A 23,334-nucleotide genomic window follows, 5' to 3' on the forward strand; every position below is an offset into this window, starting at 1 on the left:
AAACATCGGAGCGTGCGCTGCTGGAGAGCGTACGATCCGATAGGAAGTGGCGGACGTACGGCTGGGTGCCGGCGGTCAGCGATCCGCCCGCGATGGCGGCCTTAGCCCTCGTAGCCGGCGTAGTTCATCAGCTTCGTGAAGATATCCGAGTCCATCGCCTCCTCGTAGACGATGCCGCCGACCATCCCGCCAGGGTAGGTGTCACCGTTCATCGCGTGGGCGACCTTGTGGCAGTGCATGAGGTAGATGCCGGGATCGGCGTCGGCCTCGAACTCGATGGTCTTGCGTTCCGCTGGCGCGACGTTGATGACGTCCTGTTCGTACTGGGCGGCCTCGGGCACCTGCGAGCCGTCCTTCTCGACGAGCCGGAACCGATGGTTGTGCGTGTGCATCGGGTGGCTCATGTAGCCGTTGTTGGCGAAGTGGATCCGAACGGTGTCGCCCTGGGAGACGATCACCGGTGACCCATCTTCGGGGTGGAGCGTGCGGGGCGCCGAGCGTCCGTTGATCGTGAAGACGTCCGGGTGGCGATTCCGCGGCGAGTAGGAGACGTCCTCGCCGTTCAGCATGCGGTTGAGCCGCGAGTCCCAGTCCTTGATCGTCATGAACAGCTCCTGGTCGGCGGGCTCGTACCCTTCTGGATCGACGCGGAAGAAGCCGTACATCCCCATGTCGATGTGACGATGGGTCTGGAAGTGGCAGTGGTAGAGGTGCGTGCCGGGCACGTTCGCCGGAATCTCGTAGGTGTGTTTCTCGCCGGGCTGGACGGTGATTCCCGTCGTCGTCGGCACGCCGTCGTTCTCCCAGGTCTTCCGGACGCCGTGGAAGTGGACCGTGTGGGGCATGTCGGCGTCCGTGTTGTCGAGGGTGACCTCGATGTCCTCGCCCTCTTTGGTGCGGATCACGGGACCGGGGACGCTCGGCTCGCGGTCGTCGGCCTGCCACGCCCAGACGCGAGGGAGCTGGACTGGCCCGCCCAGCGTGCTTTCGGGGTGAACGGGAAGGTGGGACGTGACCGAACGGAGCGTCACCTCGTTGTTCTGTTCGGTGACGTCGACAACCTGTGGCGGTCCAGCGGCGGGGAGATCACTCTGTTGTGCGGTGGCCGAGCCGATCTGGTCCGGCACCGTACAGCCGGCGAGGCCGAGCAGCCCGACGCCGCCAGTGGCTTTCGCGAAATCTCGACGCGTCCACTCCGAGCCGGGTGCACCGATCGTGTTCGTCATCGTGTACTTGGCAGTTGGGAGTTCAGGGTTAGGTCGGCTCCGCCAGTTTCCAGATCGTGGGAATGCCACCGCACCGATTCGGAACGACAGAGGGTGACACGGTACCGTCTGACGGGCGGAGCGAACGGTTTGCAGTGAACACCCAGGCTCGGCTCCTCATCGAGAAGACGCCTCGCCTCGTGTGCTGACCACCCGGATGCACCACACCCAAATCCCTTCGTCACACAGTGTGACCGATGAGCGTCTTCACCGACGACGATCCGACCGTCTACCTCGTGACCCAGGCCGACGCCTCGGCCGGTCGCAGCACGGTCGAGATCGTCGAGGCAGCGATCGACGGCGGCGTCGACGTCGTCCAGCTTCGAGAGAAAGAGTCCTCCGCACGCGCCCGGTACGACCTCGGCCGCAAGCTCCGCGAACTGACCGCCGATGCCGACGTTCCGCTGATCGTCAACGACCGCCTCGATCTCGCGGTGGCGATCGACGCCGACGGCGTCCACCTCGGCGAGAGTGACCTGCCCGTCGCCGTCGCTCGCGAGCAGCTCGGGCCAGACGCGATCGTCGGCCGGTCGGTTGCGACGCCCGAGGCCGCCCGCGCCGCGGAGAGCGCGGGCGCCGACTATCTCGGCGTCGGAGCGATCTTCCCGACAGACTCCAAGGACAAGCCACCCGAAGAGAGCGATCTCGGGCCCGAAGGAATCCGAGCCGTCCGAGAGGTCACCGATCTGCCGATGGTCGGTATCGGCGGGATCACGGCCGAGAACGCCGGCGACGTCGTCGCTGCCGGCGCGAACGGCGTCGCCGTGATCTCCGCGATCACGCAGGCCGACGATCCCACCGCCGCGACGCGCGATCTCGCCAGCGCAGTCTCTCAGGGGGTGACGGCCCGATGAGCGACGAAACGCCGGCAGTCCGGTGTGACGGTGGCAACCCCCTCGACGTCACGCTCGCCGATGCACTCGACGCGGTCGCAGAGCAGCCTCCGCTCGTCCACTGCATCACGAACGACGTCTCGGTCAGCGAGGTCGCGAACGTCACGCTCCACTGGGGCGGCCTCCCGGTGATGGCGGTCGATCCCCGCGAGGTCGAGGATATGGCCGGCGCGGCGGCGGGGCTCTATCTCAACATGGGCACCGTCGACCAGAACGAGGACGAGATGATCGCCGCGGGGCACGCCGCAAACGAAGGCGGCGCGCCGGTCGCCTTCGACCCCGTCGGCGTGGGCTCGACCCCGGCCCGGAACGAGGTCGCCGAGCGAATCCTCGACGAGGTCGGCGTCTCGATCGTGAAGGGCAACTACGGCGAAGTGACCGCGCTCGCGGGCGAGGACGCCGAGGTCCAGGGCGTCGAATCCGTCGGCGAGTACTCCCAGATCGCCGAGACGGCGATGGCGCTCGCCGCCGACACCGACGCCGTGGTCGTCGCGAGCGGCGAGACCGACGTCGTCGCGGACGCCAATGCGGCGTTCGAGGTCGCCTGCGGCGATCCGATGATGGGCTCCTTCGTCGGTTCTGGCTGCATGCTCGGCGTCACCGCTGCCGTCTTCGCTGGCGGGCTCGGCGTCGAGAACATCTTCGAGGCGGCGGTCGCCGGGACGGCGGCCTTCGGCATCGCCGGCGAGCGGGCAGCGGCGGCCGACGACCAGTGGAACGGCCCAGCGAGCTACCGGACGGCGTTCCAGGACGCGGTTGCCGGCATGGCCGCCGACGGCGTCGACGACGCCGAACTCGCCTCGCGGGTCGAACTGGTCGCCGAGCGGTAGGGCGAGTCGTTTTTCGAGGGCCGACTGGCCGATCCCTCTGTCACTCCGACGCCGAGAACTCGACCAGGGTGGTGTACGCGGTGCCCGATACCGAAATCTCGGCGGCGTACCGACCTGGCGACAGATCTGGGTCGATCCGGACCGACGAGACCACGTCCACGAACGTCCACGAGGTCGAACAACCTGGGTCCAGCGTCATCCTCCCGTTCCCATGGAGCTCCGCTTCGAGTGTCTGCCACTCCGTGGCAGTTCTCTCCCAGAGGGACCAGCTATGCGGATTGAACTCGACCGCAGCGGATCCGAGGTTGTGAAGGCTGAGGGTGATCTCATCGCTTGGCTGCCCGTCGTCCAGCGTCGTCCGAACGGGCGCCGCCTCGAGCACCCTCGACGCCGTCTCCGGATCCACCGTGTGCGAGCAGACCGTCCGATCGGCGTCGGTGGCGTAGGGCGGACACGGCTCGTCCTGAAACGCGTCCGTGGCCATGCCGCCGTCTGACTGGTGAGTGCCCTCGCCGCTGCACCCCTCCGGACCGTCGGTCGTCCCGCTCGGCTGACTGCCGTTCGCTCCATCGGACCCGTCGTGTTCGAGACAGCCGCCCAGCTGCAGGGAGAGCCCACCGCAGACCGCGCCGAGCAGTCTGCGTCGCTTCATACCGGCGGGATGGCCACGTGCCAGAAATAATTGCCGGTGGCTGTAGCCACAGTCTGACCGACGATCGACCGCGGCCGTCCCGATTGATTCCGACATGGTGCGACCGAGCGCGACCCGGCCGCGAACGCAACGGATTAATTCCCGGGCGGCGCGATTCTCGGTATGGCTGACCTCAGCACGCTCGGGGAGGAGTACGCCCCGGCAGTGGAGACGACCCTCGATGAGTCCATCGTCGACTTCTGGTATCCCCGCTGCATCGACGAGGAACACGGCGGCTACGTCACGAGCTACGACGCTGCAGGCGACTTTGCCGGCACCAGCGAAAAGCAGATCGTCACGCAGGCCCGCTTCGTCTGGTTCTTCTCGCGTCTGGACCGCGAGGGCTACGGCGACTATCGCGAGGCCGCCGAGCAGGGCCTCGAGTTCATCCTCGAGGAGATGTGGGACGACGAGCACGGCGGCTTCTACTGGCAGGTCGAGCGCGACGGCACCGTCACCAAGCCGAACAAGCACATGTACGGCCAGTCGTTCGGGCTCTACGCGCTCGCGGAGTTCGACCGCGCATTCGACAGCGGCCTCTCGACGGGGAGCAATCAGGCGCGCGAGTACGCCGACGAGCTGGTCGAGCTGTTCGACGCCGAAGCGCACGACGAGGATAACGGCGGCTACGTCGAGTATTTCGAACCGGACTGGACGCCGATCCTCGAGGGCCGGACCTACCTCGACGGCATCGAGCCCGACTGGTCGACCAAGGAGTCCGAAGACGAGGAGCTCGACGCGTCGTTCAAGCTGATGAACACGCACATCCACCTGATGGAGTCCTTCACCGAGTACCATCGGGCGACTGGCGACGGTGCGGACCAGCTCGAGGAGCTGCTTCACATCTGCACGAACACCGTCTTCCGCAAGGGCGTCGGCGCCTGCACCGACAAGTACGAGCCCGACTGGGAGCCCCAGCTCGGCGATCTCGCGCTGGCCTCCTACGGCCACGACCTCGAGAACGTCTGGCTCGTCATGGACGCCGTCGAAGCGCTCGGCCTCTCCCAGGAGCTCTTCGAGGACTTCTACACGACGCTGTGGGACTACTCGCTGGAGTACGGCTACGACGAGGACCACGGCGGGTTCTACTTCTTCGGCCCGCTCGGCGAGCCGGCGACGAACCGCGTGAAGGCGTGGTGGGTCCAGGCGGAAGTGCTGACCAGCGCGCTGCGGATGTACGAGCTGACCGGCGAGGAGCGGTACGCCGAGGTCTTCGAGGAGACGTGGTCGTTCATCCAGAGCTACCAGATCGACCACGATGTCGGCGAGTGGCACTCCGGCGTCACGGAGGATCTCGACCCCGTCGGCCGGAAAGGCGCACTCTACAAGGGCGCCTACCACAACGGCCGCGCGATGATCGAGTGTCTCGACCTGCTGGCTGCGGAGTAGCCGATCCTGGGTCTCGTCGTCGAACGCACCAGTAGGCCCCAATCAGGCCCGGTCGGGGCCGCGTGAGTGAGCGCCCGACGCCGCCAGCCGTACCCCATACCCCGCCCAGTGTGGGCCACTCGAACCGACGCGTTTCCCACACGATCGATACAACGCTCTGTGGAATGATTCTACTCCGGAGCGACGAGAAGGTTGCAAAATATCTGCTGTTGAGGCTCTCTATCTACGATTCTGGTCGCTGTGGCGGATGGCCATAACACTTTACTCGCGAGTTGTCGTCCGGTTATACACTACCCTTCCACGGAACCATGAGTACTGCCAACCGAGCATCCGTCCTGATCGTCGAGGACCGGCCCGAAATCGCCCGGCTCTATGAAAGCTGGCTCGACGACGATTACGGCGTCACGACCGCCCACGACGGCGACGAGGCCGTCGAGCTATTCGACGACAGCATCGACGTCGTCGTCCTCGACCGACGGCTTCCGGGCCGACCCGGGGACGAGGTGCTCGCGGCGATCCGCGAGCGGAGCGACTGTAACGTGGCGATGGCAACCGCCGTCGAGCCCGACTTCGACATACTCGAGATGGGGTTCGACGAGTACGTCGTCAAACCGCTCACGCGCGGGGAGCTGATCGGCACGATCGAACGGCTGCTCGCGCGCGACGCCTACGCGGATTCGCTCCAGCGGTACTTCGCACTGGTCTCCAAGCGTAGCGTCCTCGAGGAACACAAATCGAGCGCCGAGCTCGACGACGAACGTTACCGGGAGTTCACCGGTCAGATCGACGACCTCGAGGCCAACCTCGAACACTGCGTCGACCGATTCGAACACCGCGACTTCGAGGCGCTGTTCCGCTCGCTGGACGACTCTGCCTCCGAGGAGCCAACCCGCGTCGTCGAGTGAGGGCCCGCGCTGTTCTCGCCGTTCTCGTCACCGAGTAGCCTGCCCGCCTCACTCGTTACTGGACGGCGAGGTGAAACGGCTCGCGGGCGATCGTCTCGCGAACGTCGGCGAGGGACTCCCGGTCTGTGCGGTGGGCGGCGTCCATCACCGCGAAGACCTCCTGCTTCGATACCTTGACGCCAGCATCGGTGAGCGCGTCCGCCGGTCGGGCGCGTAGCTCCCTGAGCGTCCCGACGCTTAGCAGGTAGGGGATCGACCACGCGGAGATGGTGTTCCCGAACGCCTGCGGTGCGGCCTCGAGGTACGTCTGCGCGTCGTCGAGGAACGTCTGTGCGTAGCTTGCAGTCCGGTCGACGACGGCCGCGGCCGCGTCGCGGTTGTCCGGCTCGAGTACGGCGTCCTGGGCGACGTCTTCGGCGGCGAGCCACTCCGCTGGGAGGTAGACGTTGTTCTCCTCCGTGTAGTCGTCGTAGACGTCCTTCGAGACGTTCACCAGCTGCAGGAGGAGGCCGAAGGAGCCGGCCGTCTCGTAGAGCACCTGCGACCGGGCATCGTCGACGTCGCCGCGGGTGAGCAGGTTCGTGATGAGCGTCCCGACCGTTCCGGCAGCGTAGTAGCAGTAGGACTCGAGCTCGGACTGGTCGGAGATCCGGAGCCCGCCGGCGTCGGCGTACCGATTCACGAACGTCGCCATCCCGGTGACCATCTCGCGAACCGGTGGCACGACGGCCGCCTGTACGTCGTCGGGCTGTTCGGCGAACGTCGCCCACACCGTCGGCGCGTTCGCGACGACGGTCCAGTCGTCGGTTCGCTCGCTGGGTGCCGGGAGCCACTCGTCGACGTCGGCCCGAAAGTGTGCCATCGTCTCCTCGCGCTCCGGATCGAGCGCGGCGTCGTACGTCTCCAGCAGTGCAGCCTGCTCTGCGGGCGGCACGTGGCTGGCGTCCTCGACGGTGTCGGCGACGCGACAGAGGAGGTAGCCCAGGCAAATCTCGGTCGCCATCGGCTCCTCGAGCACGTCGACGGTGAGTGCGAACGTGCGCGAGACGCCCTGGACTGCCTCGTGACACCACTCGAGATCCGGTTGGGGTGAGCGGGCGATCACGAACGCTGCCCCCGTTCGTTCACCCGGCTCCCGACGAGGGATGGATGGCGCAGTCCTGCTGCGACGAGCGCGGGGGTCGTGGAGGAAGCAGGGATTCGAGGGACTGCTTCGGGGTGCTGTACGGTTGTGGGCCGTAGCATTCGTTCGTCTGCCCCTACCGACGGTCTCGTAATGCTTGCAATTTCCGGCTTCCGCCGCTCGGTGCGGTCTCTGCGGTCAGTCATCGGTGGCCAGGTGGTCGGCGTTTGCGTCGCCGATGTCGACGCCCTCCTCCGTGAGGTCTTCGTCACGCCACGTACCGCGCCGGTACCACGCGTATGCGATCACCGCACCGACGACGTTGGAGATCGCGAATGACAGCCAGATCCCCCGCTCGCCGATCGCCTCGGCGCCGATCCACGCGATCGGGAACCGGACGACGGCCAGCATCACCACGGAGATAGCGGCCGCGGTGAGCGTCTTGCCAGCGCCGCGGAAACTCCCGGTGTAGGCCCGCATGATCCCGATGAATCCGAAGGTGAGCGCGACGTATCGCAGGAACTGCGAGGCGACCGTAACGACGCGGTCGGCGTTCTCCTGGCCGCTCCCCACGAACACCGACGCGAGGGGTTCGGGGAACAGGAAGACGACGATTCCAGCGACCGTCAGCACGCCGAACAGCACCTTCGCCGCGAGCCCCGCTGCACGTTCGGCTCGCTCGGGTTTGCCCGCGCCCATGTTCTGGCCGGTCATCGTCTCGACGCCGCGGGCGACCGCGATCGCCGGGAGGAACACGACGGAGAACATGCGCGTTCCGATGCCGTACGCGGCGACCACGGCGTCGGGGAAGAGCGCGACGATGAACAACAAGAGATTCATCGACACCGCTCGGCCGGTTCCCTCGATCGAGGCGGGGAGACCGATCCGTACGAGGCGTCGCAGATAGTCGAGTTCTGGCGCCATATCCCGGAGGTTGATCTGGACGCCTCGCGCGCCCCGGAACATGATCGCGAGCCCGACGACCAGCGCCAGCCCCCGAGAGAACACCGTGGCGATGGCGGCGCCCTGAATGCCGAGTTCGGGGAACGGCCCCCAGCCGAAGATGAGGAACGGATCGATCACGATGTTGAGAACCACCGATCCGAACATCACGAGCATCGGCGTGATCGTGTCGCCGTAGCCCCGCATGAGAGCGATAAAGACCGCGAACCCGAACATGAACAGGAGCCCCAGCGAGATGACCTCCATGTAGTCCGTCGCGAGCGGCAATACGTCGTCGGACGCACCCATGATCCCGAGGAACTGCTCGATCAGGAAGTAGCCGATCCCGCCGAGCAGGACCGACGCGATCACGGCGAAGGTCATCGTCTGGGACGCCGCGTACTCGGCCTCGGCCGTCTTCCCGGCGCCCGTGTACTGGGCCACGAGCACGCTTCCGGCGACGGAGGTCCCCATCCCCAGCGAGATCAGGAGAAACGCCATCGGGAAGGCGAAACTGATCGCCGCGAGCGCGTCCGTACTGTACTGGCCGAGCCAGAACGTATCCGCGAGGTTGTAGGCGGTCTGGAAGAGGTTCGTGACGACGATCGGCATCGAGAGGAAGAAGAGCGGTTTCCCGATGCCGCCGGACGTCAGATCGAACTCGTCTGGGCCCTTGAACAGCGAGTCGAGGCGTCTGCGTACGTCCATCAGATGGCGGCCTCCGTGCGGTCGTCCGTTCCGCGGGCGACAGTGCTACGGTCCGCGGCCAGCCGACGGCGTCCGAGACGTGGCCGTCCCGACCGATGGGGGCGTAGCGCGAACCGAGGGACACTGCTAGGTGCGACCTCCATACGTCAGCTGCTGGACTTACTAACCGATTAGTCAAAAGACTTTAGAACAGTATTTTTGCCGGGTATTTGGCCCTGAAGCTGTCTAAGAGGTGTGCTCCGTGTGCCTCCACTCGGCACGCAATCTAACGGCCGAGTCACAACGGTTTTCTGGTCGCCACGACAACACGACCCGATGGACGATCCACCGGAGCGGTCATCCTCGGATCCGGACGAGGAGATCATGCGAGCGACGTATCGCGCGCTCCGCGAGCATGGATACGCCGATCTCACGATCAAACGGATCGCGGCGGAGTACGGCAAATCGACCGCAGCGATCCACTATCATTACGAGACGAAAGACGATCTGCTCGCCGCGTTTCTCGACTTCATTCTCGACCAGTTCGTGGAGACGATCCACGAGGTCGAGACGACCGCGCCCGAGGAACGGCTGGATCTGCTGCTCGACAAGCTCCTGGTCGCTCCACAGGACCATCCCGATCTGCTGATCGCGATGCTGGAGATGCGAAGCCAGGCACCCTACAAGCCGGCGTTCGGCGAACGGTTCCAGCAGAACGAGGAGTACGTCCGCTACGTGCTCCGGACGGTGATCGACCACGGAATCTCCGAGGGCGTCTTCGCGGACGTCGACGCCGAACACGTCGCCCGGTCGCTGCTCACGATCGTCGACGGCGCGCGCACGCGGGCGGTCGTGCTCGATGACACGACGCCTCTGGAGACGGCCAGACGGACCGCAGCGGAGTACGTGGGCGCAGTTCTCCTCGACGGCCGGCCGTCGAGCACCGACTGAGTCTCGCGATCTCTCACACTCTCTCACGCACTCACACACCCGCCCACCCCCACTCACCCCCACGCCCACCCCCACACCCACCCACACACACTCTCTCTCTCTCGATTCGAACGCGTCAGTTGCTCCCGTCGTCCGGGCGGGTGACGGTCGCGTCCTCGAGTTCCGTCGTACACCAGTGGCAGAAATCGAGCATCGGATCCAGCTCTCCTCCGCATTCGGGGCAGTGCGTTCGTTCCTTTTCCGTGGCCTCGGCCGCTCGCGCGATCGCGTTTTGGACGTGCGCGAGAAGGTAGGCGTCTGCAGCGCTGAGGCTCCCGAGGACGAGTAGCGGCGCGATCGCAAGCAGATCGACGGTTCCGCCGCTCGTCAGTGATGCGAGCGCCGCGGGACCGACGATCATGGCGGCCACGACCATGCCAGTGGCCCACAACAACGCCCGGCGCCACCGGCCGATATAACAGTGTCCGAGCCCCGTGAGGAGCGCACCGAGCACCGCGGCGAGCCACGGCCGCTTTCGAGTGTCGAATCGGCGCATGTGTTGACTAATTGGTCAGTTAGTTATAACCCTTCATACTCCCTCCGAGAGCTCTCGGTATTTTCGGCGACTCGCTCGTCGGAGTACGAGGGGTCTGGAGAATCATCCGCAAGCGAACCGTCCGGGCGTCGGTGGCGCCGGGATCGCGGTCCGGCGATCAGAACGGAAGCTTCGGTTCGAGCCGGCGCAGGAACTGCTGGATCTGCTCCTGGCTGCGGAGCCCCAACAGCGAGAGCGAGATCACGATTCCGACGAGCGCGATCGCAGGGAGGAACTGACCGCTCGCGAACTGGCCGCCGGCGTAGACGGTGAGCACGTAGGCCGGCAGGCGGCCGATCGCGATCACGATCATGAACGTCTTGAGCGACCACTGCGTGAGCCCAGCGAAAAAGCAGATGACGTCGTCGGGCAGCCCGGGTACGAGGACGAATGCGATCAGTCCCGCGATTCCGACCCGGTCGACGAACCCATCGAACCGTTCGACCACGTCCTCGTTGAGGATGTCCTCGACGAACGAGCGGCCGTACCGTTTCGCGAGGAGAAACGCGATCGCGCTGCCGATGAGGACGCCGAGGAGGCTGTAGATCGTGCCGGCGATCGAGCCGAAGAGGTAGCCGGAGACGAGCGCGACCACCTGCCCGGGAATCGGCGCGACGACGACCTGCACCGCCTGGATCACGACGAACACGAGCGGCGCGAGCACGCCGAACCCGTCGATCCACTCCCGAAGCTCCTGAACGTCGAAGACGAACGGCGCGTAGCGGAGAAGTCCCAGGTAGAGCCCCGCGAAGGCGAGCGCGACGACGAGGAGCCCAAGGGCTGCTCGCCAGCGATCTCGCCGGGAGGAGAACACCTCCATCGTCTGTACACGTGGGGTCGCCACTCAAGAACTTTCTGTGCTATTCCGAAGCCGACCACATTCCACTCGCTGTCCGCCTGTCCGCCCTGTCTGCGTGGTCGTCACCGGGCCTCGAGCCCGACGCCATCGGCGATCAGTTCGTGGGATCGAATCCGGTCGGCGGGGTCCTCGATGAGGTTCTGCACGACGACCTCCTCGGCACCCACGGCGTCGGTCATGCCCTCGAAGAGCGCGCCGATCGTCTCCGGGCTCCCCGAGATCGCGCGCGGCCAGTTTTCGGGCGTCTCGACGATCGAGGGTGACGTGGGCTCCGGAACACCGCCGATCTCCTCGATCGCTTCCTCGACGGTCGGTGGCGGCCCGAATGCGCCACGAGCCATTCGCTGGTAGGCGGCTTCGGAGGACGCGCGAAGCCTCGCCGCCTCGTGGTCGGTCGAGGCGCAGGCGGCGTTGACCGCCAGCATACTGTGGGGCTCCTCGCGGCCGCCGTCGAACTCCGAGGCCTCGAACGCGGCCCGGTAGCGCTCCATCGCCTGCGTCGCGACGGTCGGCCGGATGAACGCGGCGAACGCGTACGGAAGTCCGAGCTTGCCCGCGATTTCGGCGCTCGACGGGCTCGACCCCAGCACCCAGACCTCGGGGACGCCGTCCGCCGAGCGCGGCAGTACGACGTCGCTGTAGGGGTGGTCGTCGGGGAACCCGCCGTAGACGTGGCGTGCCGTCTCCTCGATCTTCGCGGCGTGGTCCGCGCCCGATTGCTGGTGGGGAACGCCGGAGCGCAACGCGCGGTCGGCAGCGGGCATCCCCGTCGCTCGCCCCAGGCCGAGGTCGATCCGCCCGGGCGCGAGCGCGTCGAGGGACGCGAACGTCTCCGCGACCTTGAACGGGCTGTAGTGGTTGAGAAGCACGGTTCCGGAGCCGACCCGGATCGATTCGGTCTCCGCGGCGAGGCGTGCGATCAGCACCTCCGGCGTCGTGCTCGCGATCGCGTTCGCGAGCCCGTGGTGCTCGGCCACCCAGAACCGGGAGTAGCCGAGCTCCTCGGCCCGCTGTGCGAGCGCGATGGTGTCTTCGTAGGCGTCCGTCGCGGTCTCGCCGTTCCGGACCGGTGCAATGTCGACGATCGAGCAGTCCATCGAGATATCGATGGTACGGCGACGGTTCGGGAAAGGTCGTTGCCTCCGGCAGTCCAGGAATCGCCATCGGGCCTGTCGACGTATCTGCTCCTCACGTTCGTCGCGACGATTCTTCACGGCTCGCTCCGCTCGCCGTGCACCTCAGCGAGGCGCTCACTTCGTTCGCGCCGCGAATGCGCCGACCGGGACTGAGCAGAAGCGAAGCTTCTGCGACGGTCGGTCGGCAAACGACCGAAGGGAGTGCGCCGACCGGGAGTTGAACCAGAATCAGACGGTCACCCTCGCTTCGCTCGGGCGCTGCGACTGATAGGATTCAACTCCCGTCGGGCGCATCGGCTCCTCACGTTCGTTCGTCGCAGGATGCGCCGACCGGGAGTTGAACCCGGGCTATGAGCTTGGGAAGCTCATGTCCTACCACTAGACCACCGGCGCTCGTTTGCAGCGGTCACTCGCGCCGTACCTCGCCTCACTTCGATCAGCGAGTCACCGGCGCGCATCGCTCACTTCGTTCGCTCGCGCGCCGAGCCCTGCCTCGCTACGCTCGGCAGGACACCGGCGCTCGAATCCTCCACGTCCGACCCTGCGTACTTCGACCGACAGGAGCCGGTGGGGGAACGAGTGAGTTCATCACTGCGTACCGGAGTCGCGCACTTCAACGTAGCGCTCCGTGTCGATCCAACGACCGTCCAGTGATATGCGCCAACGAACGGCTATTTCAGCCCCGGAGCCGAACGGTTCGGCAATGGTGGATCTCCGATTCTCGGACGCAGAACTCGCGGAGCGTCGCGAACACGTCGCTGCCTTCGTTCGGTCCCAGGTCGACGCGGCCGGCGCCGACGGCGCGGTGATCGGGCTCTCTGGGGGTATCGACAGCGCGACGACGGCCTCCATCGCGGTGGACGCTCTCGGCGCAGACGCCGTGCGAGGGCTGGTACTCCCCGGCACCGTCAGCAGTGACGAGAATATGAGCGACGCCGAGCTGATCGCGGAGGAGCTCGGCATCGCCTACGACGTCGTGCCTATCGGCGGGATGGTCGACGCGGTGCTCGACGGGTTCCCCGAAATTGCTGACGATCGGGTGGCTGTCGGGAACGCTCGCGCTCGTATGCGTGCGGTGTGTGGCTATCTCGTCGCGAACCACGACGATCGGCTGGTGCTGGGCACCGGGAACCGCTCGGAGGCGCTGGTGGGCTACTTCACGAAGTACGGCGATGGCGCGGTGGACTGCCATCCGATCGGGAACCTGTACAAGGTGCAGGTCCGTCAGCTTGCTCGCGATCTCGGGGTGCCCGAGGCGATCGTCGAGAAGCCCCCGACGGCGGGACTCTGGGCCGGCCAGACCGACGAAGACGAGCTTGGGCTCTCCTACGAGGAGCTCGATCCGATCCTGGCGCTTTGCGTCGACGGGCCGCTGTCGGCCGACGCGACCGCTCGGGAGCTCGGCGTCGATCGCGAGGTCGTCGAGCGGGTGCAGACGCTCCACGAGCGAAGCGCACACAAGCGGGCGATGCCGCCGGCGCCTGAGCCACTGGAGTAAGGGAGTGCGCGAGGAACGGCACTGTGGCGGACGTTGGTTCCCCGAAATCGCGTTCAGTTTCCGGTCTCGACGACGATCTCGACTTGGTCGCCGTTGTCGGGATTGCCAGCTCCTTGCAGTTCGTAGGATTCGGGATCGACCGGTTCACCGTCGACCAGCACGGAGATGGTCGTGTTCGGGTCCGCTGCGCTGTAGGTCTCGCCCTCGTAGGTGACAGAGTCGCTCGTCACTCCAATATCGGCGATCTCCATCGCTTCGGCGAGCGTGAGTCGTTCGTTATCACTCGGGTGCATGTGCCAGGTGTCAGGCAGCCCTGTCGAGTGGAAGTGGAAGTCCTGAACTTGCTTATCCTCTTGGGGCGTGTAGTACTCCGATTGGTCGAAATTCACCGACTCGTTGCCAATCGTCATCTCGATGCTCCCGTGCTCGTGGATCTGCTCGGCAGGCGGCTCGCTGAACGCACCGACCGCAGCGTACACCGCACCGCCGATCACCGCGACGAAAACGATCCCGACGATGGCGTAGCCGATGGTCGTCGAGAGCTCGGTGTCGTCTCCGCCGTAGTGGTCCTCGACGCGGCGCTGGTCGATCCGGCCCAGTTCGCCCTCGTGAGCCTCACCCATATGCTCGAGGAGCGAGCCCTCGTCGGGGAACGACTGCTCGCAGTACTCACAGTCCGGCATCTTTCCGCACTCTCGGCACCCGAGCGATACAACGGTTTCGGACGTCCGATAGCCGTCCCTGCATACTGCGGAGCGATCGCGGCGCGAACTCTCCCGCCCTCCCCCACATCGAAACCCTTTATTGGAGCCGTGGCGAACCCGGAGATACGACGCGGGTTGGTGGTCTAGTCCGGTTATGACACCTCCTTGACATGGAGGAGATCGGCGGTTCAATTCCGCCCCAACCCATTGTCGCGACGCAAATCCGACGAGCGTAGCGAGCCGCTGCGTCGCGAAAATGGAGACGAAGGAATTGAACCAGAGGAGACGCAGCGACCGACCGGAGCGAGGTCGACCGTCTCGGCGTGGTTCAATTCCGCTCCAACCCACTTCTCGTGGCCTCACGCGACGAGCGATAGCGAGGAGCAACGGCGACGAGAAGTAGCTGCGAGGGAAGTGGCCCCGGAAGTCACTGTCTGGGGTCCTGCCCACGAAACACTACTCTAGGAGCTCGCTGCAGGTCCATCCACCGTCGCCGCAAGGCGGCAGTGCCGAGTCGTGTGCCTTCTCCACATCTGAGAACACAATCGTTCGTTATCCGTCTGCAACGCGTAGGGCGAGTATGGATTCTGACGACGTGCTTCTTCGGACCGTCGTCGTGGTAGTCACAGCGGTGCTGCTCGTTCCCGTCCTGTTGATGCTGGTCACCGTGCCGATGATGGGAGGTATGGGCGGCGGCCACATGATGGCCGATGGCGGTTGGCAGGGATCCGACGCGGGCTGGGCTGGGCTCGGGATGTGGGTCGTGATGCTCGCTCTCGTCGGCGGGATCGGCTACGTGCTGTTCGGAGCGGTCCGTCGGACGACCACCGATGCGTCGGATCCAGCGATCGAAGAACTTCGGGTTGCCTACGCCCGCGGTGAACTCTCTGAGGGGGAGTTCGAGGAACGACGCGAACGGCTCGAAACGGACGGGTAGCCCGATTCGCTGGTAAGTGAACGGATCTCCACCGGGAAGGGGATCGCACTCGTCGCGTTTGCCGCGTGACAATTAATGTGGCTCGCGGTGCTTCTCTTCGACATGGACCCAGCCTCCAGCCCATCGACGGGAATCGACCGCGACCACCGGAGCTACCAGTACTACCGGACGGAGGTCGATCGCCACTGGGATCCAGCCGACGTGGATCTGAGCGCGGACGTCGAGGCGCTGCTCGACGCGCCGGAGCCGGCACTCGACGGGCTGCGCGGTGCGCTCGCGAAGTTCGGCGCTGGCGAACAGTCCGTCACCGCGGATCTCGCGCCGCTGGCGGTCGTGCTCGATACGATCGAGGACCAGTCCTTCATCGCGACGCAGCTGTACGAGGAGGCCAAACACGCCGACTTCTTCGATCGGTACTGGCGGGACGTGATCACGCCAGTCGAGCGTGAGCGGGGGCTCGAGCTCACCTCGCCGACCGACGAGCAGTGGTTCGATCCCGACTACGACGAACTGTTCGAGCGCCAGGAGACCTTCCTCGACGCGCTGCTGACCGACGACTCGCCACGGGCTCGTGCGCGCGCCTACAGCGTCTATCACCTCGTCGTCGAGGGCATTTTCGCCCGGACGGGGTATCACGGACTCCAGACGGTGTACGGGGACGAGATCGACGGGACGCCCACGCTACCCGGGCTCGTCGAGGGGATCCGGCTGATTCAGGGGGACGAGGGGCGCCACGTCGGGTTCGGGGTCTCGAAGCTCCGCGACCTCGTTCACGAGGAGGGCGTCGATCCCGACCTGCTTTCCGACACCGTGGGGGAGCTCGCGATGCTCGTCCAGGGCTCACTCGCGGACAGCATGGACCAGGACGCGGAGGATCCGTCGGCCGACGTCGACGTCGACCTCGTCGGGTACGCGATGGAGAAACACGCCGAGCGGATGGAGGAGATCACCGCCACCGACGTGTGAACGGCGGTGTGGACGCCGTCGGTCCGTTTCCGCGGGATTCGCGGCGATGGCGGCGTTTCGTCGGTCCCCGAACGCGAGATTCGGCCGAACGTTTTCGTCTCTCGGCGCCCTATATGCTGTATGGCACTGACATCGAACGTCGGCAGGACGGATCGGCTCGCACGGGGCGTCCTCGGCACAGTTTTGCTCGTCGCGGCAGCGCTCACGTTCTCGAGCGGAAGCACCGCCATTGCGGCCGTTGCCGGCATCGCCGGAGTCGTCTTGATCGTCACCGCCGCCACGCAGTTCTGCGGGCTGTACGCGGTGCTGGGGATGAGCACCTGCCCCGCGGATCGCGCCTGATCGCCGCGACCGGAGGACACTCACGCCGGGGCGACGAACCGACGATCCATGGGCTACCACACGTTCGACGCGTCACGGGCCGACCGGCTCGAACGCGCGGAACGGCGATTCCGGTTCTGCTCCGCCGAGGAGTTGCGCTGGGCGCTCGACGCGCCCCGCGACGCCACGGTCGCGGATCTCGGCAGCGGGACGGGATTTTACACAGACGTCGTCGCGCCGCACGTCGCCACCTGTTTCGCGGTCGACGTCCAGCCGGCGATGCAGGAGTACTACCAGGCGAAGGGCGTCCCGGAGAGCGTCGAACTGGTGACCAGCGGCGTCGCCGACCTGCCGTTCGAGGACGACGCACTCGACGGCGCCTTCTCGACTATGACCTACCACGAGTTCGCGAGCGAGGCGGCGCTCGCCGACCTTCGACGAGTGATCGCGGACGGCGGCCGCCTCGCGATCGTCGACTGGACGGCTACGGGAACGGGCGAAGCGGGGCCACCCGTCGACGAGCGATTCAGTGCGGCGGAAGCGACGGCCGCCATCCGTGACCACGGCTTCGGAATCGAGCACGTCGCCGAACGGTCGGAGACGTTCCTGCTGGTTGCTGTCGCGGAGTAGCGCCCGGGCAGGGACATCTGCTCGGCGTGACTGCTAGTCGTCGCCGCGGGCCCGCTCGAACGTCGCGATCGCTTCCTCGCGACGCTCGGCGTGATCGACGATCGGTGCCGGATACTCCGGCGCCGTCTGCTGGCGCTGGGTCGGTGACAGCTCCGTCCAGTCGTGGATCAGATCCGGCTCGACGTCGCGGAGTTCCGGGACGTATCGCTTGATGTACTCGGCGTCGGGATCGTGGCGTTCGCCCTGCGTCATGGGGTTGAACACCCGGAAATACGGCTGTGCGTCGACGCCGACGGAGGCCGCCCACTGCCAGCCCCCGGCGTCGTTGGCGACGTCGTGATCGACCAGCATCTCGCGGAACCACGCGAGCCCGGCCCGCCAGTCGATCAGGAGGTCCTTCGTCAGGAACGAGGCGACGATCATCCGCAGCCGGTTGTGCATGAACGCCTCGGCGCGGAGCTGGCGCATTCCCGCGTCGACGATCGGGTAGCCGGTCTCGCCGTCCTTCCAGGCCTCCAGACCCTCCGGATCGTCGCGCCACTCGATAGGATTTTCGAACGTCTTCAGCGGCTCGTTCGGCATCTCTGGGTTGTCCGCGAGCACCTGCGCGTAGAACTCTCGCCAGCAGAGCTGTCGGCGATACTCTTCAGCGTTCTGGCGAGCGTCGTCGTCCGGTGCGTCGGCTTTCGCCGTCTCGACCGCGTCCAGCACCTCTCGGGGCCCCAGCGTTCCAAAGGAGAGGTGCGGCGAGAGTCGAGAAGTCGCTGCCGTCGCTGGCTCGTCGCGCAGATCGTCGTACTCGTAGATCGGGCCGTCACAGAACTGCTGGAGCCGGTTCAGACCGTCGGCGCGGGTGCCGGGCTGGACGTCGGCGTCCGGTTCGGCGACGTCGAGGTTGGCGCTCATCCCGGAGAGGTCGAGGGCGCCGAGATCGGCAACGGTGTCGGTCGCCACGTCCACTTCCGCCACGTCTGCGAGCGGGTCGGCGTCAGGTGGCGCCGGTATCTCGCCCGAATCGCGCTCCGCCCACTTGCGCCAGTAGTAGCTGAACACGGAGTAGTGCTCGCCCTTGTTGGTGAGGATCGAGCCCGGAGCGTGGCAGACGGCGTCGTCGTAGGAGGCGCGGTCGATGCCACGGTCGGCGAGCTCACGGCGCACGGCGGCGTCCCGGTCGCGCGCCACGCGGGAGTAGTCCCGGTTCCAGGTGACGAAGTCGGCACCGTACTCTGTGGCGATTTCTGGGACCACTGTGCGTGGATCGCCGCGGACGATCAGCAGGTCGCTCCCGCAGTCGCGGTACCACTCGCTCAGCGAGTCCAGCGCGTCGCGCAGGAATGCGATCCGCGGCGGACCGGCGTGAGCCAATAGCGCGTCGTCGAGGACGAACAGCGGGAGCAGTTCGTCGTCGCTGGCGGTGGTCACCGGCTCGGTCTCGGCGTCGGCCCCGCCCGGTTCGTCACCGGCGGCCACGGCAGCAGCCGCAGCGTTCGCGAGCCCGACGTTGTCCGCCGGCCGGAGATCCCGTCGATGCCAGTGAATGGGCACACGACCACTGCGGCCGCCAGCGGCATCAAAGCGAGGCTTCCGGTGCTGTGGCCCTGCGATCTGGCCCTTTCTGAGCGCCGATCGTTCTTCGACCCGTCTCTACCCCTTGATATTGCAGACCGGGAACGTTCGCGCGACCCGGTCGCCGATCCCCAGGGCGTCGGAGACCCGAACGACCTCGTCGACGTCCTTGTAGACGCCGGGGGCCTCCTCGGCGATCGTCGCGCCGCTGTCTGCCTTGACGTAGACGTGCTCTTGCTCGCGGAGATCCGTCTGCACGTCGCCGCCCCAGTAGTCGTTTTTCGCCTGCGTGCGGCTCATCAGCCGCCCGGCACCGTGGGCCGTCGAGCCGAACGTTCGCTCCATCGACGCCTCGCCGCCGCGGAGGACGTAGGAGCCCGCGCCCATGCTTCCGGGAATGATGATCGGCTGGCCGACATCGCGGTACGCTGCTGGCACCTCCTCGCGACCTGCCGGGAACGCCCGCGTCGCGCCCTTCCGGTGGACGTAGAGCTCTCGCTCCTCGGTGGCCGTCGCGCGATCCCGCGGGACGGCGGTGCCGTCCTCGTCGACGCCGACCTCGTGGACTTCTTTTTTCGCGATGTTGTGGGCGACGTCGTAGAGCAGGTCCATCTCCATGGCCTCCCAGGACCGATCGAACACCTGCTCGAAGACCCGTCGCGTGCGATGCATGATGAGCTGGCGATTCACCCACGCGAAGTTGATCGCGGCACACATCGCGCCGTAGTACTCCTCGGCGAGCTGGCTGCCGGCAGGTGCGGCGGCCAGCTCCCTGTCGGGAAGCCGGTCGAGGAGCCCGCTGTGGGCCTGCTCGATCTCCCGGAGGTAGTCGTTGCAGGTCTGGTGGCCCAGTCCGCGCGAGCCACAGTGGATCAGGACGACGATCTGGTTCGGCTCGAGACCGAAGCTCTCAGCGACGTCCTCGCGGTAGACGTCCGTCACGCGCTGGACCTCGAGGAAGTGGTTGCCGCTGCCGAGGCTCCCGACCTGGTTCTTCCCGCGATCCTTGGCCTTCTGGGTGATCGCGCTCGGATCGGCGTCGGGGCGGCGCCCCTCGTCCTCGCAGTGCAGCAGATCGTCCTCGACGCCGAAATCGTTCTCGACGGCCCACTCGACGCCACGTTCGAGGATCGCCTCGATCGTGTCGACGTCGGTCTCGACGACGCCGCCGCCACCGAGGCCGCAGGGGACGTTCGCGAACAGGCTCTCGACGAGCTCCTGTTCTCGCCCCTGGACGTCGTCGTAGGTGAGGTTCGTCCGCATCATCCGGACGCCGCAGTTGACGTCGTAACCGACTGCTCCCGGCGAAATACAGCCGTTCTCGGCGTCCATGGCACCCACGCCGCCGACGGGGAAGCCGTAGCCCTGGTGGCCGTCGGGCATGCAGATCGCGTGGCTGGTGATCCCCGGTAGCTCCGTCGTGTTCTTCAGCTGCTGGAGGGTCTTGTCGTCGGAAATTTCCTCGAGGAGGGTCTCGCTGGCGTAGACCCGTGCCGGCACGCGCATGTCGCCCTCCTTCGGGATCTCCCAGACGTACTCCTCGACCTGCTCCAGGGTGATCCCGTCCGCCTCGAACGTTGTCATAGCTAGACCTCCGCCGGCATCCCGGTTAGTGTTTCGCAGCGGAGTTCGAACGCACGAGTTTGAGGGGCGGCTTCACACAACGCAACCGCCCACGGATCCCGGGAGACCAGAGGTCTCCCGACGTCGCGGCTCCCGCCGCGACAGCCCCTCCCGCTCGCGTTCGCTCACTCGTTGCGCGCTTCGCTCAGTCGCTAGCGCTCCCTCGCTGCAGTGCTTGCACCGACAGACTCGCTTCGCTCGTCTGTCGAGGTTCGCCTCACTATCGCTCGGCTCACCGTCGTGAGTGAACGCGAGCGGTCGGCCCCTTCCGGAGTGCTTGAAGACCGGCGGTCTTCCACACATCGCAGGACCTCCGGTCCTGCTCAGTATCGAAGGATCGGAGACCCTTCGTACCTCGCGAGAGCTCCGCTCTCGCTCAGTCCCGCCCAGTGGTGTAGTTCGGCAACCGAAACCCCGGTGGGGCCCTCGGCGCGCGCTGCCGTGGCTGCGAGCCCGAAGCGGGCGAGCGGCCACGGCAGCCAGCGTGCGAGGGCCGAGCAGCGTAGTGGTGAGCGAAGCGAACCCGAGCAGCGCAGAAGGTTGGGGAGGAATGAGGCTGTATGGGTGGGCATCGAAAGGGGCGGCTCGCTCCGGGAACCCCGGCGAGGTAAGCACCGCAAGCCGAAGGCCGAGGAGCGCAGCGAGCCGCGGGACCGGAGCGAGCCGGGGCTTTCGACCCTGTCGAATATTCGATTTTTAAACGAACTACTAAGCTCTCCCGATCTCGCGGGCGTAGCCCGCGAACAATCGGGGCTTTCGGGGGAGGATCCACGCAAAGCTCTCCAAGAAGCCGATCAGATTGAAGAAAAATCCGCTCGCGGACTCGATCAGCCTACTCGGTAACGCGGCCGATGACCTCGATCTCGACGCCGATCTCGACGGGCAGGCGCTCGACCTGCATCGCGCTCCGAGCGGGGTAGGGCTCGCTGAGGTACTCGGCGTACACGTCGTTGATCTCGTCGTAGTTGTCCATGTCGCGAACGAACACCTGCGCCTTCACGACGTCGTCGAGCGAGCTGCCCGCCGCCTCGAGGACGGCGCCGATGTTCTGCATCGTCTGGTGGGTCTCCTCGCGGATGTCCTCGCCGACGATCTCGCCGGAGTCGGGATCGATCGGGCCCTGGCCGGAGACGAAGACCTGGCCGTCGTCGATAACGCCCTGTGAGAACGGGCCGATACTCGGCGGTGCCTCGTCGGTGGAGACTTCTTCCATAGCGTCACGTGCTCCCCGCGGCGCGAGCAAGTACGTTTCGATGAGTCGCCAAAGACGGCGGTGAGAGCGCCGCTACCGAACGATTACTCGCCAGCGAGTAACGATTCGTACAACGGGCGTGTCTCCACGGGATCGCTCGGGAGGACGTGTTGCCGATCAGGTCGCGTGTGCCCGGATCCGCTCGACGACGTACTCGATCTCTTCCTCGGCGAGACACATCGGATTGATCGTGAACGCACCGTCGTCGAGGCTGTCCGCGCCGACGAAGATCCGGGGCTCCTCGCGTCGCAGCCCCCGAACGACGTCTGTCGCGGAGCCGGCGGCGACCTCGGGATCAACCGTCACGATGACCTCCGGCGCGACGGAGACGGCGCTGCCGGTCGGAACCTCGGTGTCGATGCCGTCGATCTCCCCCAGGGCGTCGGCGATTCGCGTCGAGATGTCGGTCCACTCGGCCGCCTTCTCGTCCTGATCCTCCTCGAGGAACTCATCCAGTGCGACGAGCAGGCCGGCGAGTTCCTCCTTGCCGACCTTGCACTGTCGGCCGATGCCCTGCCGGGGCACCCCACCGAGTGCTTCCACGTCGACGAGCTCCGGCGCGGGCTCGTAGACCGCCTCGGCGGCGTGCATGTCGAGATGTTGCGCGGCGATGGACTCGATCAGATCGCCACGGCCCGCGACGATGCCGGTGGTCTGGGGGCCGCGGATCGCCTTCCCGCCGCTGAAGACGACGAGATCCGCGCCAGCGTCGATAAAGCGCTCGAAGTTCGTGGTCGGTGGCAGCTCCGCGGCGGCGTCGACGATCACCGGCACGTCGTGTTCGTGAGCGATCTCCGTGACGACGGAGAGCTCCGGCTCGGTGTACTCCTTCTGGACGTAGCCAACCGCGGCGGTGTCCTCGCCGATCGCGCGCTCGATCTCCCAGGGCTCGACGTTCCGGGAGCCGGTGCCGAGGTGGCGGTCGTTGCTTCCGACGTCGACGATCGTCGCGCCGGCCGATCGGAGCGCGTGATCGTAGCCCGTGCGGTGCGTGCGCGGCATGACGATCTCGTCGGCGAGCCCGTCGGTGTCGGGCAGTTTGGCCATCGCGGCGACGTCGTCGCCGGCGATCGCGGCGGCAGCACCGAGATACATCCCGGCCGCCGCACCGCTCGTGACGTAGCCCTTGTCTGCGCCCGTCAGCTCCGCGATGCGATCGCTCGCCGCGGCCTGGAGATCGGAGAGCCGGACGAACGACTGTGAGGCCTCACTCATCGCCTCGACCGCCGCCGGCCGGATTCGGCTGCCCCCGATGCGAGTCTTCGTCCCCGTCGCGTTGATGACCGACGGCGCGCCAAGCTCCTCGTAGATCGTGTCGGCGTCCATGTGGCCCCTCTCGGCGGACGCCAGTGAAAACAATTCGGTTCCGGAACGGGGTCAATTCCGCTGCCGCGGCGGCAGGTGATTCGGCGTCAGAAGTGCACGACCGTCGACGGTCGAGGCCCGCCGGGATCGTGCAATTCGAGAATGCCGGCGTCTACAGACTGCCGATTTCTCCGTTCGATCTGTCCGTCTTCGCGGATATCCGTGGCTACGGAGACGTCAGGCCAGAGGCGGAGGCGCCCGGGTCGTGCGTGAGTCCCGCCGTCGAC

Annotated in this window: 22 protein-coding genes and 2 tRNA genes; 11 read left to right on the plus strand and 13 right to left on the minus strand. The window is 66.4% G+C overall.

Annotation, left to right across the window (positions count from 1 at the left end):
• Nucleotides 1–101: 101 nt before the first annotated feature.
• Nucleotides 102–1,226: a multicopper oxidase domain-containing protein gene (locus MXF70_RS04460; RefSeq protein ID WP_248517804.1), complete on the minus strand. Its 1,125-nt coding sequence runs from the start codon at nt 1,224–1,226 to the stop codon at nt 102–104.
• A 236-nt stretch (nt 1,227–1,462) separates the two neighbouring features.
• On the opposite strand from MXF70_RS04460, the gene thiE reads away from it, so the two are divergent.
• A complete protein-coding gene (gene thiE, locus MXF70_RS04465) occupies nt 1,463–2,119 on the plus strand; it encodes a thiamine phosphate synthase (RefSeq protein WP_248517805.1) in 657 nt (218 codons plus the stop codon).
• Nucleotides 2,116–2,988 carry a hydroxyethylthiazole kinase gene (gene thiM / locus MXF70_RS04470; protein ID WP_248517806.1) on the plus strand — a complete coding sequence of 291 codons (873 nt, stop codon included), beginning with the start codon at nt 2,116–2,118 and terminating at the stop codon, nt 2,986–2,988. The genes thiE and thiM overlap by 4 nt, the downstream gene beginning before the upstream one ends.
• Before the next feature lie 40 nt (nt 2,989–3,028).
• On the opposite strand, the gene MXF70_RS04475 is transcribed toward thiM, so the two are convergent.
• Nucleotides 3,029–3,640 (minus strand): hypothetical protein, encoded by a 612-nt coding sequence (locus MXF70_RS04475; protein ID WP_248517807.1) that lies wholly within the window; start codon nt 3,638–3,640, stop codon nt 3,029–3,031.
• A 162-nt stretch (nt 3,641–3,802) separates the two neighbouring features.
• Between MXF70_RS04475 and MXF70_RS04480 the strand changes: the two genes are divergently transcribed.
• Nucleotides 3,803–5,068, plus strand: coding sequence for an AGE family epimerase/isomerase (locus MXF70_RS04480; protein ID WP_248517808.1), 1,266 nt, complete (start codon nt 3,803–3,805; stop codon nt 5,066–5,068).
• A gap of 308 nt (nt 5,069–5,376) precedes the next feature.
• Nucleotides 5,377–5,973, plus strand: a complete 597-nt coding sequence (locus tag MXF70_RS04485; RefSeq protein ID WP_248517809.1) for a HalX domain-containing protein — start codon at nt 5,377–5,379, stop codon at nt 5,971–5,973.
• 55 nt (nt 5,974–6,028) lie between these two features.
• Here the strand turns inward: MXF70_RS04485 and MXF70_RS04490 are convergent, their stop codons facing one another.
• Nucleotides 6,029–7,078 carry a phytoene/squalene synthase family protein gene (locus tag MXF70_RS04490; RefSeq protein WP_248517810.1) on the minus strand — a complete coding sequence of 350 codons (1,050 nt, stop codon included), beginning with the start codon at nt 7,076–7,078 and terminating at the stop codon, nt 6,029–6,031.
• A gap of 216 nt (nt 7,079–7,294) precedes the next feature.
• On the minus strand, nt 7,295–8,746 hold the full coding sequence (locus tag MXF70_RS04495) for an MATE family efflux transporter (RefSeq protein ID WP_248517811.1): 1,452 nt from the start codon (nt 8,744–8,746) through the stop codon (nt 7,295–7,297).
• A 315-nt stretch (nt 8,747–9,061) separates the two neighbouring features.
• Between MXF70_RS04495 and MXF70_RS04500 the strand changes: the two genes are divergently transcribed.
• Nucleotides 9,062–9,676 carry a TetR/AcrR family transcriptional regulator gene (locus tag MXF70_RS04500; protein ID WP_248517812.1) on the plus strand — a complete coding sequence of 205 codons (615 nt, stop codon included), beginning with the start codon at nt 9,062–9,064 and terminating at the stop codon, nt 9,674–9,676.
• Between the two features lie 115 nt (nt 9,677–9,791).
• Here the strand turns inward: MXF70_RS04500 and MXF70_RS04505 are convergent, their stop codons facing one another.
• The 4 genes from MXF70_RS04505 to MXF70_RS04520 form a co-directional block, all read right to left on the minus strand.
• Nucleotides 9,792–10,211: a DUF6677 family protein gene (locus MXF70_RS04505; protein WP_248517813.1), complete on the minus strand. Its 420-nt coding sequence runs from the start codon at nt 10,209–10,211 to the stop codon at nt 9,792–9,794.
• Between the two features lie 157 nt (nt 10,212–10,368).
• Nucleotides 10,369–11,070: a TVP38/TMEM64 family protein gene (locus MXF70_RS04510; RefSeq protein ID WP_248517814.1), complete on the minus strand. Its 702-nt coding sequence runs from the start codon at nt 11,068–11,070 to the stop codon at nt 10,369–10,371.
• A gap of 101 nt (nt 11,071–11,171) precedes the next feature.
• Entirely contained in the window at nt 11,172–12,206 is a 1,035-nt protein-coding gene (locus MXF70_RS04515) for an LLM class flavin-dependent oxidoreductase (RefSeq protein WP_248517815.1), read from the minus strand.
• A gap of 361 nt (nt 12,207–12,567) precedes the next feature.
• A tRNA-Gly gene (locus MXF70_RS04520) sits at nt 12,568–12,638 on the minus strand.
• A 310-nt stretch (nt 12,639–12,948) separates the two neighbouring features.
• Here MXF70_RS04520 and MXF70_RS04525 point away from each other — a divergent pair.
• Nucleotides 12,949–13,743, plus strand: a complete 795-nt coding sequence (locus tag MXF70_RS04525; RefSeq protein WP_248517816.1) for an NAD+ synthase — start codon at nt 12,949–12,951, stop codon at nt 13,741–13,743.
• A gap of 53 nt (nt 13,744–13,796) precedes the next feature.
• On the opposite strand, the gene MXF70_RS04530 is transcribed toward MXF70_RS04525, so the two are convergent.
• Nucleotides 13,797–14,426, minus strand: coding sequence for a hypothetical protein (locus MXF70_RS04530; protein ID WP_248517817.1), 630 nt, complete (start codon nt 14,424–14,426; stop codon nt 13,797–13,799).
• A gap of 153 nt (nt 14,427–14,579) precedes the next feature.
• On the opposite strand from MXF70_RS04530, the gene MXF70_RS04535 reads away from it, so the two are divergent.
• The 5 genes from MXF70_RS04535 (at nt 14,580) to MXF70_RS04555 (ending at nt 17,301) form a co-directional block, all read left to right on the plus strand.
• Nucleotides 14,580–14,654, plus strand: a tRNA-Val gene (locus tag MXF70_RS04535).
• A 373-nt stretch (nt 14,655–15,027) separates the two neighbouring features.
• Nucleotides 15,028–15,384 (plus strand): SHOCT domain-containing protein, encoded by a 357-nt coding sequence (locus MXF70_RS04540; RefSeq protein WP_248517818.1) that lies wholly within the window; start codon nt 15,028–15,030, stop codon nt 15,382–15,384.
• Between the two features lie 102 nt (nt 15,385–15,486).
• The gene (locus tag MXF70_RS04545) at nt 15,487–16,350 is read left to right on the plus strand and encodes a ribonucleotide-diphosphate reductase subunit beta (RefSeq protein ID WP_248517819.1); all 864 of its coding nucleotides are present in this window, start codon (nt 15,487–15,489) and stop codon (nt 16,348–16,350) included.
• Between the two features lie 120 nt (nt 16,351–16,470).
• Nucleotides 16,471–16,692 carry a YgaP family membrane protein gene (locus MXF70_RS04550; RefSeq protein WP_248517820.1) on the plus strand — a complete coding sequence of 74 codons (222 nt, stop codon included), beginning with the start codon at nt 16,471–16,473 and terminating at the stop codon, nt 16,690–16,692.
• 48 nt (nt 16,693–16,740) lie between these two features.
• Entirely contained in the window at nt 16,741–17,301 is a 561-nt protein-coding gene (locus MXF70_RS04555; RefSeq protein ID WP_248517821.1) for a class I SAM-dependent methyltransferase, read from the plus strand.
• A gap of 33 nt (nt 17,302–17,334) precedes the next feature.
• Here MXF70_RS04555 and MXF70_RS04560 read toward each other — a convergent pair whose 3' ends face one another.
• The 4 genes from MXF70_RS04560 to MXF70_RS04575 form a co-directional block, all read right to left on the minus strand.
• Nucleotides 17,335–18,846 carry a cryptochrome/photolyase family protein gene (locus tag MXF70_RS04560; protein WP_248517822.1) on the minus strand — a complete coding sequence of 504 codons (1,512 nt, stop codon included), beginning with the start codon at nt 18,844–18,846 and terminating at the stop codon, nt 17,335–17,337.
• A gap of 99 nt (nt 18,847–18,945) precedes the next feature.
• Complete coding sequence (locus MXF70_RS04565) at nt 18,946–20,451, minus strand: RtcB family protein (protein WP_248517823.1); 1,506 nt, start codon at nt 20,449–20,451, stop codon at nt 18,946–18,948.
• An 871-nt stretch (nt 20,452–21,322) separates the two neighbouring features.
• Entirely contained in the window at nt 21,323–21,703 is a 381-nt protein-coding gene (locus tag MXF70_RS04570; protein ID WP_248517824.1) for a Rid family detoxifying hydrolase, read from the minus strand.
• Nucleotides 21,704–21,859: 156 nt separating this feature from the next.
• A complete protein-coding gene (locus tag MXF70_RS04575) occupies nt 21,860–23,068 on the minus strand; it encodes an aminotransferase class V-fold PLP-dependent enzyme (RefSeq protein ID WP_248517825.1) in 1,209 nt (402 codons plus the stop codon).
• Nucleotides 23,069–23,334: the final 266 nt, after the last annotated feature.

Origin of the sequence: Salinarchaeum laminariae (genome assembly GCF_023204835.1) — an archaeon.
In the GTDB taxonomy this organism is placed as follows: Archaea; Halobacteriota; Halobacteria; order Halobacteriales; family Salinarchaeaceae; genus Salinarchaeum; species Salinarchaeum laminariae.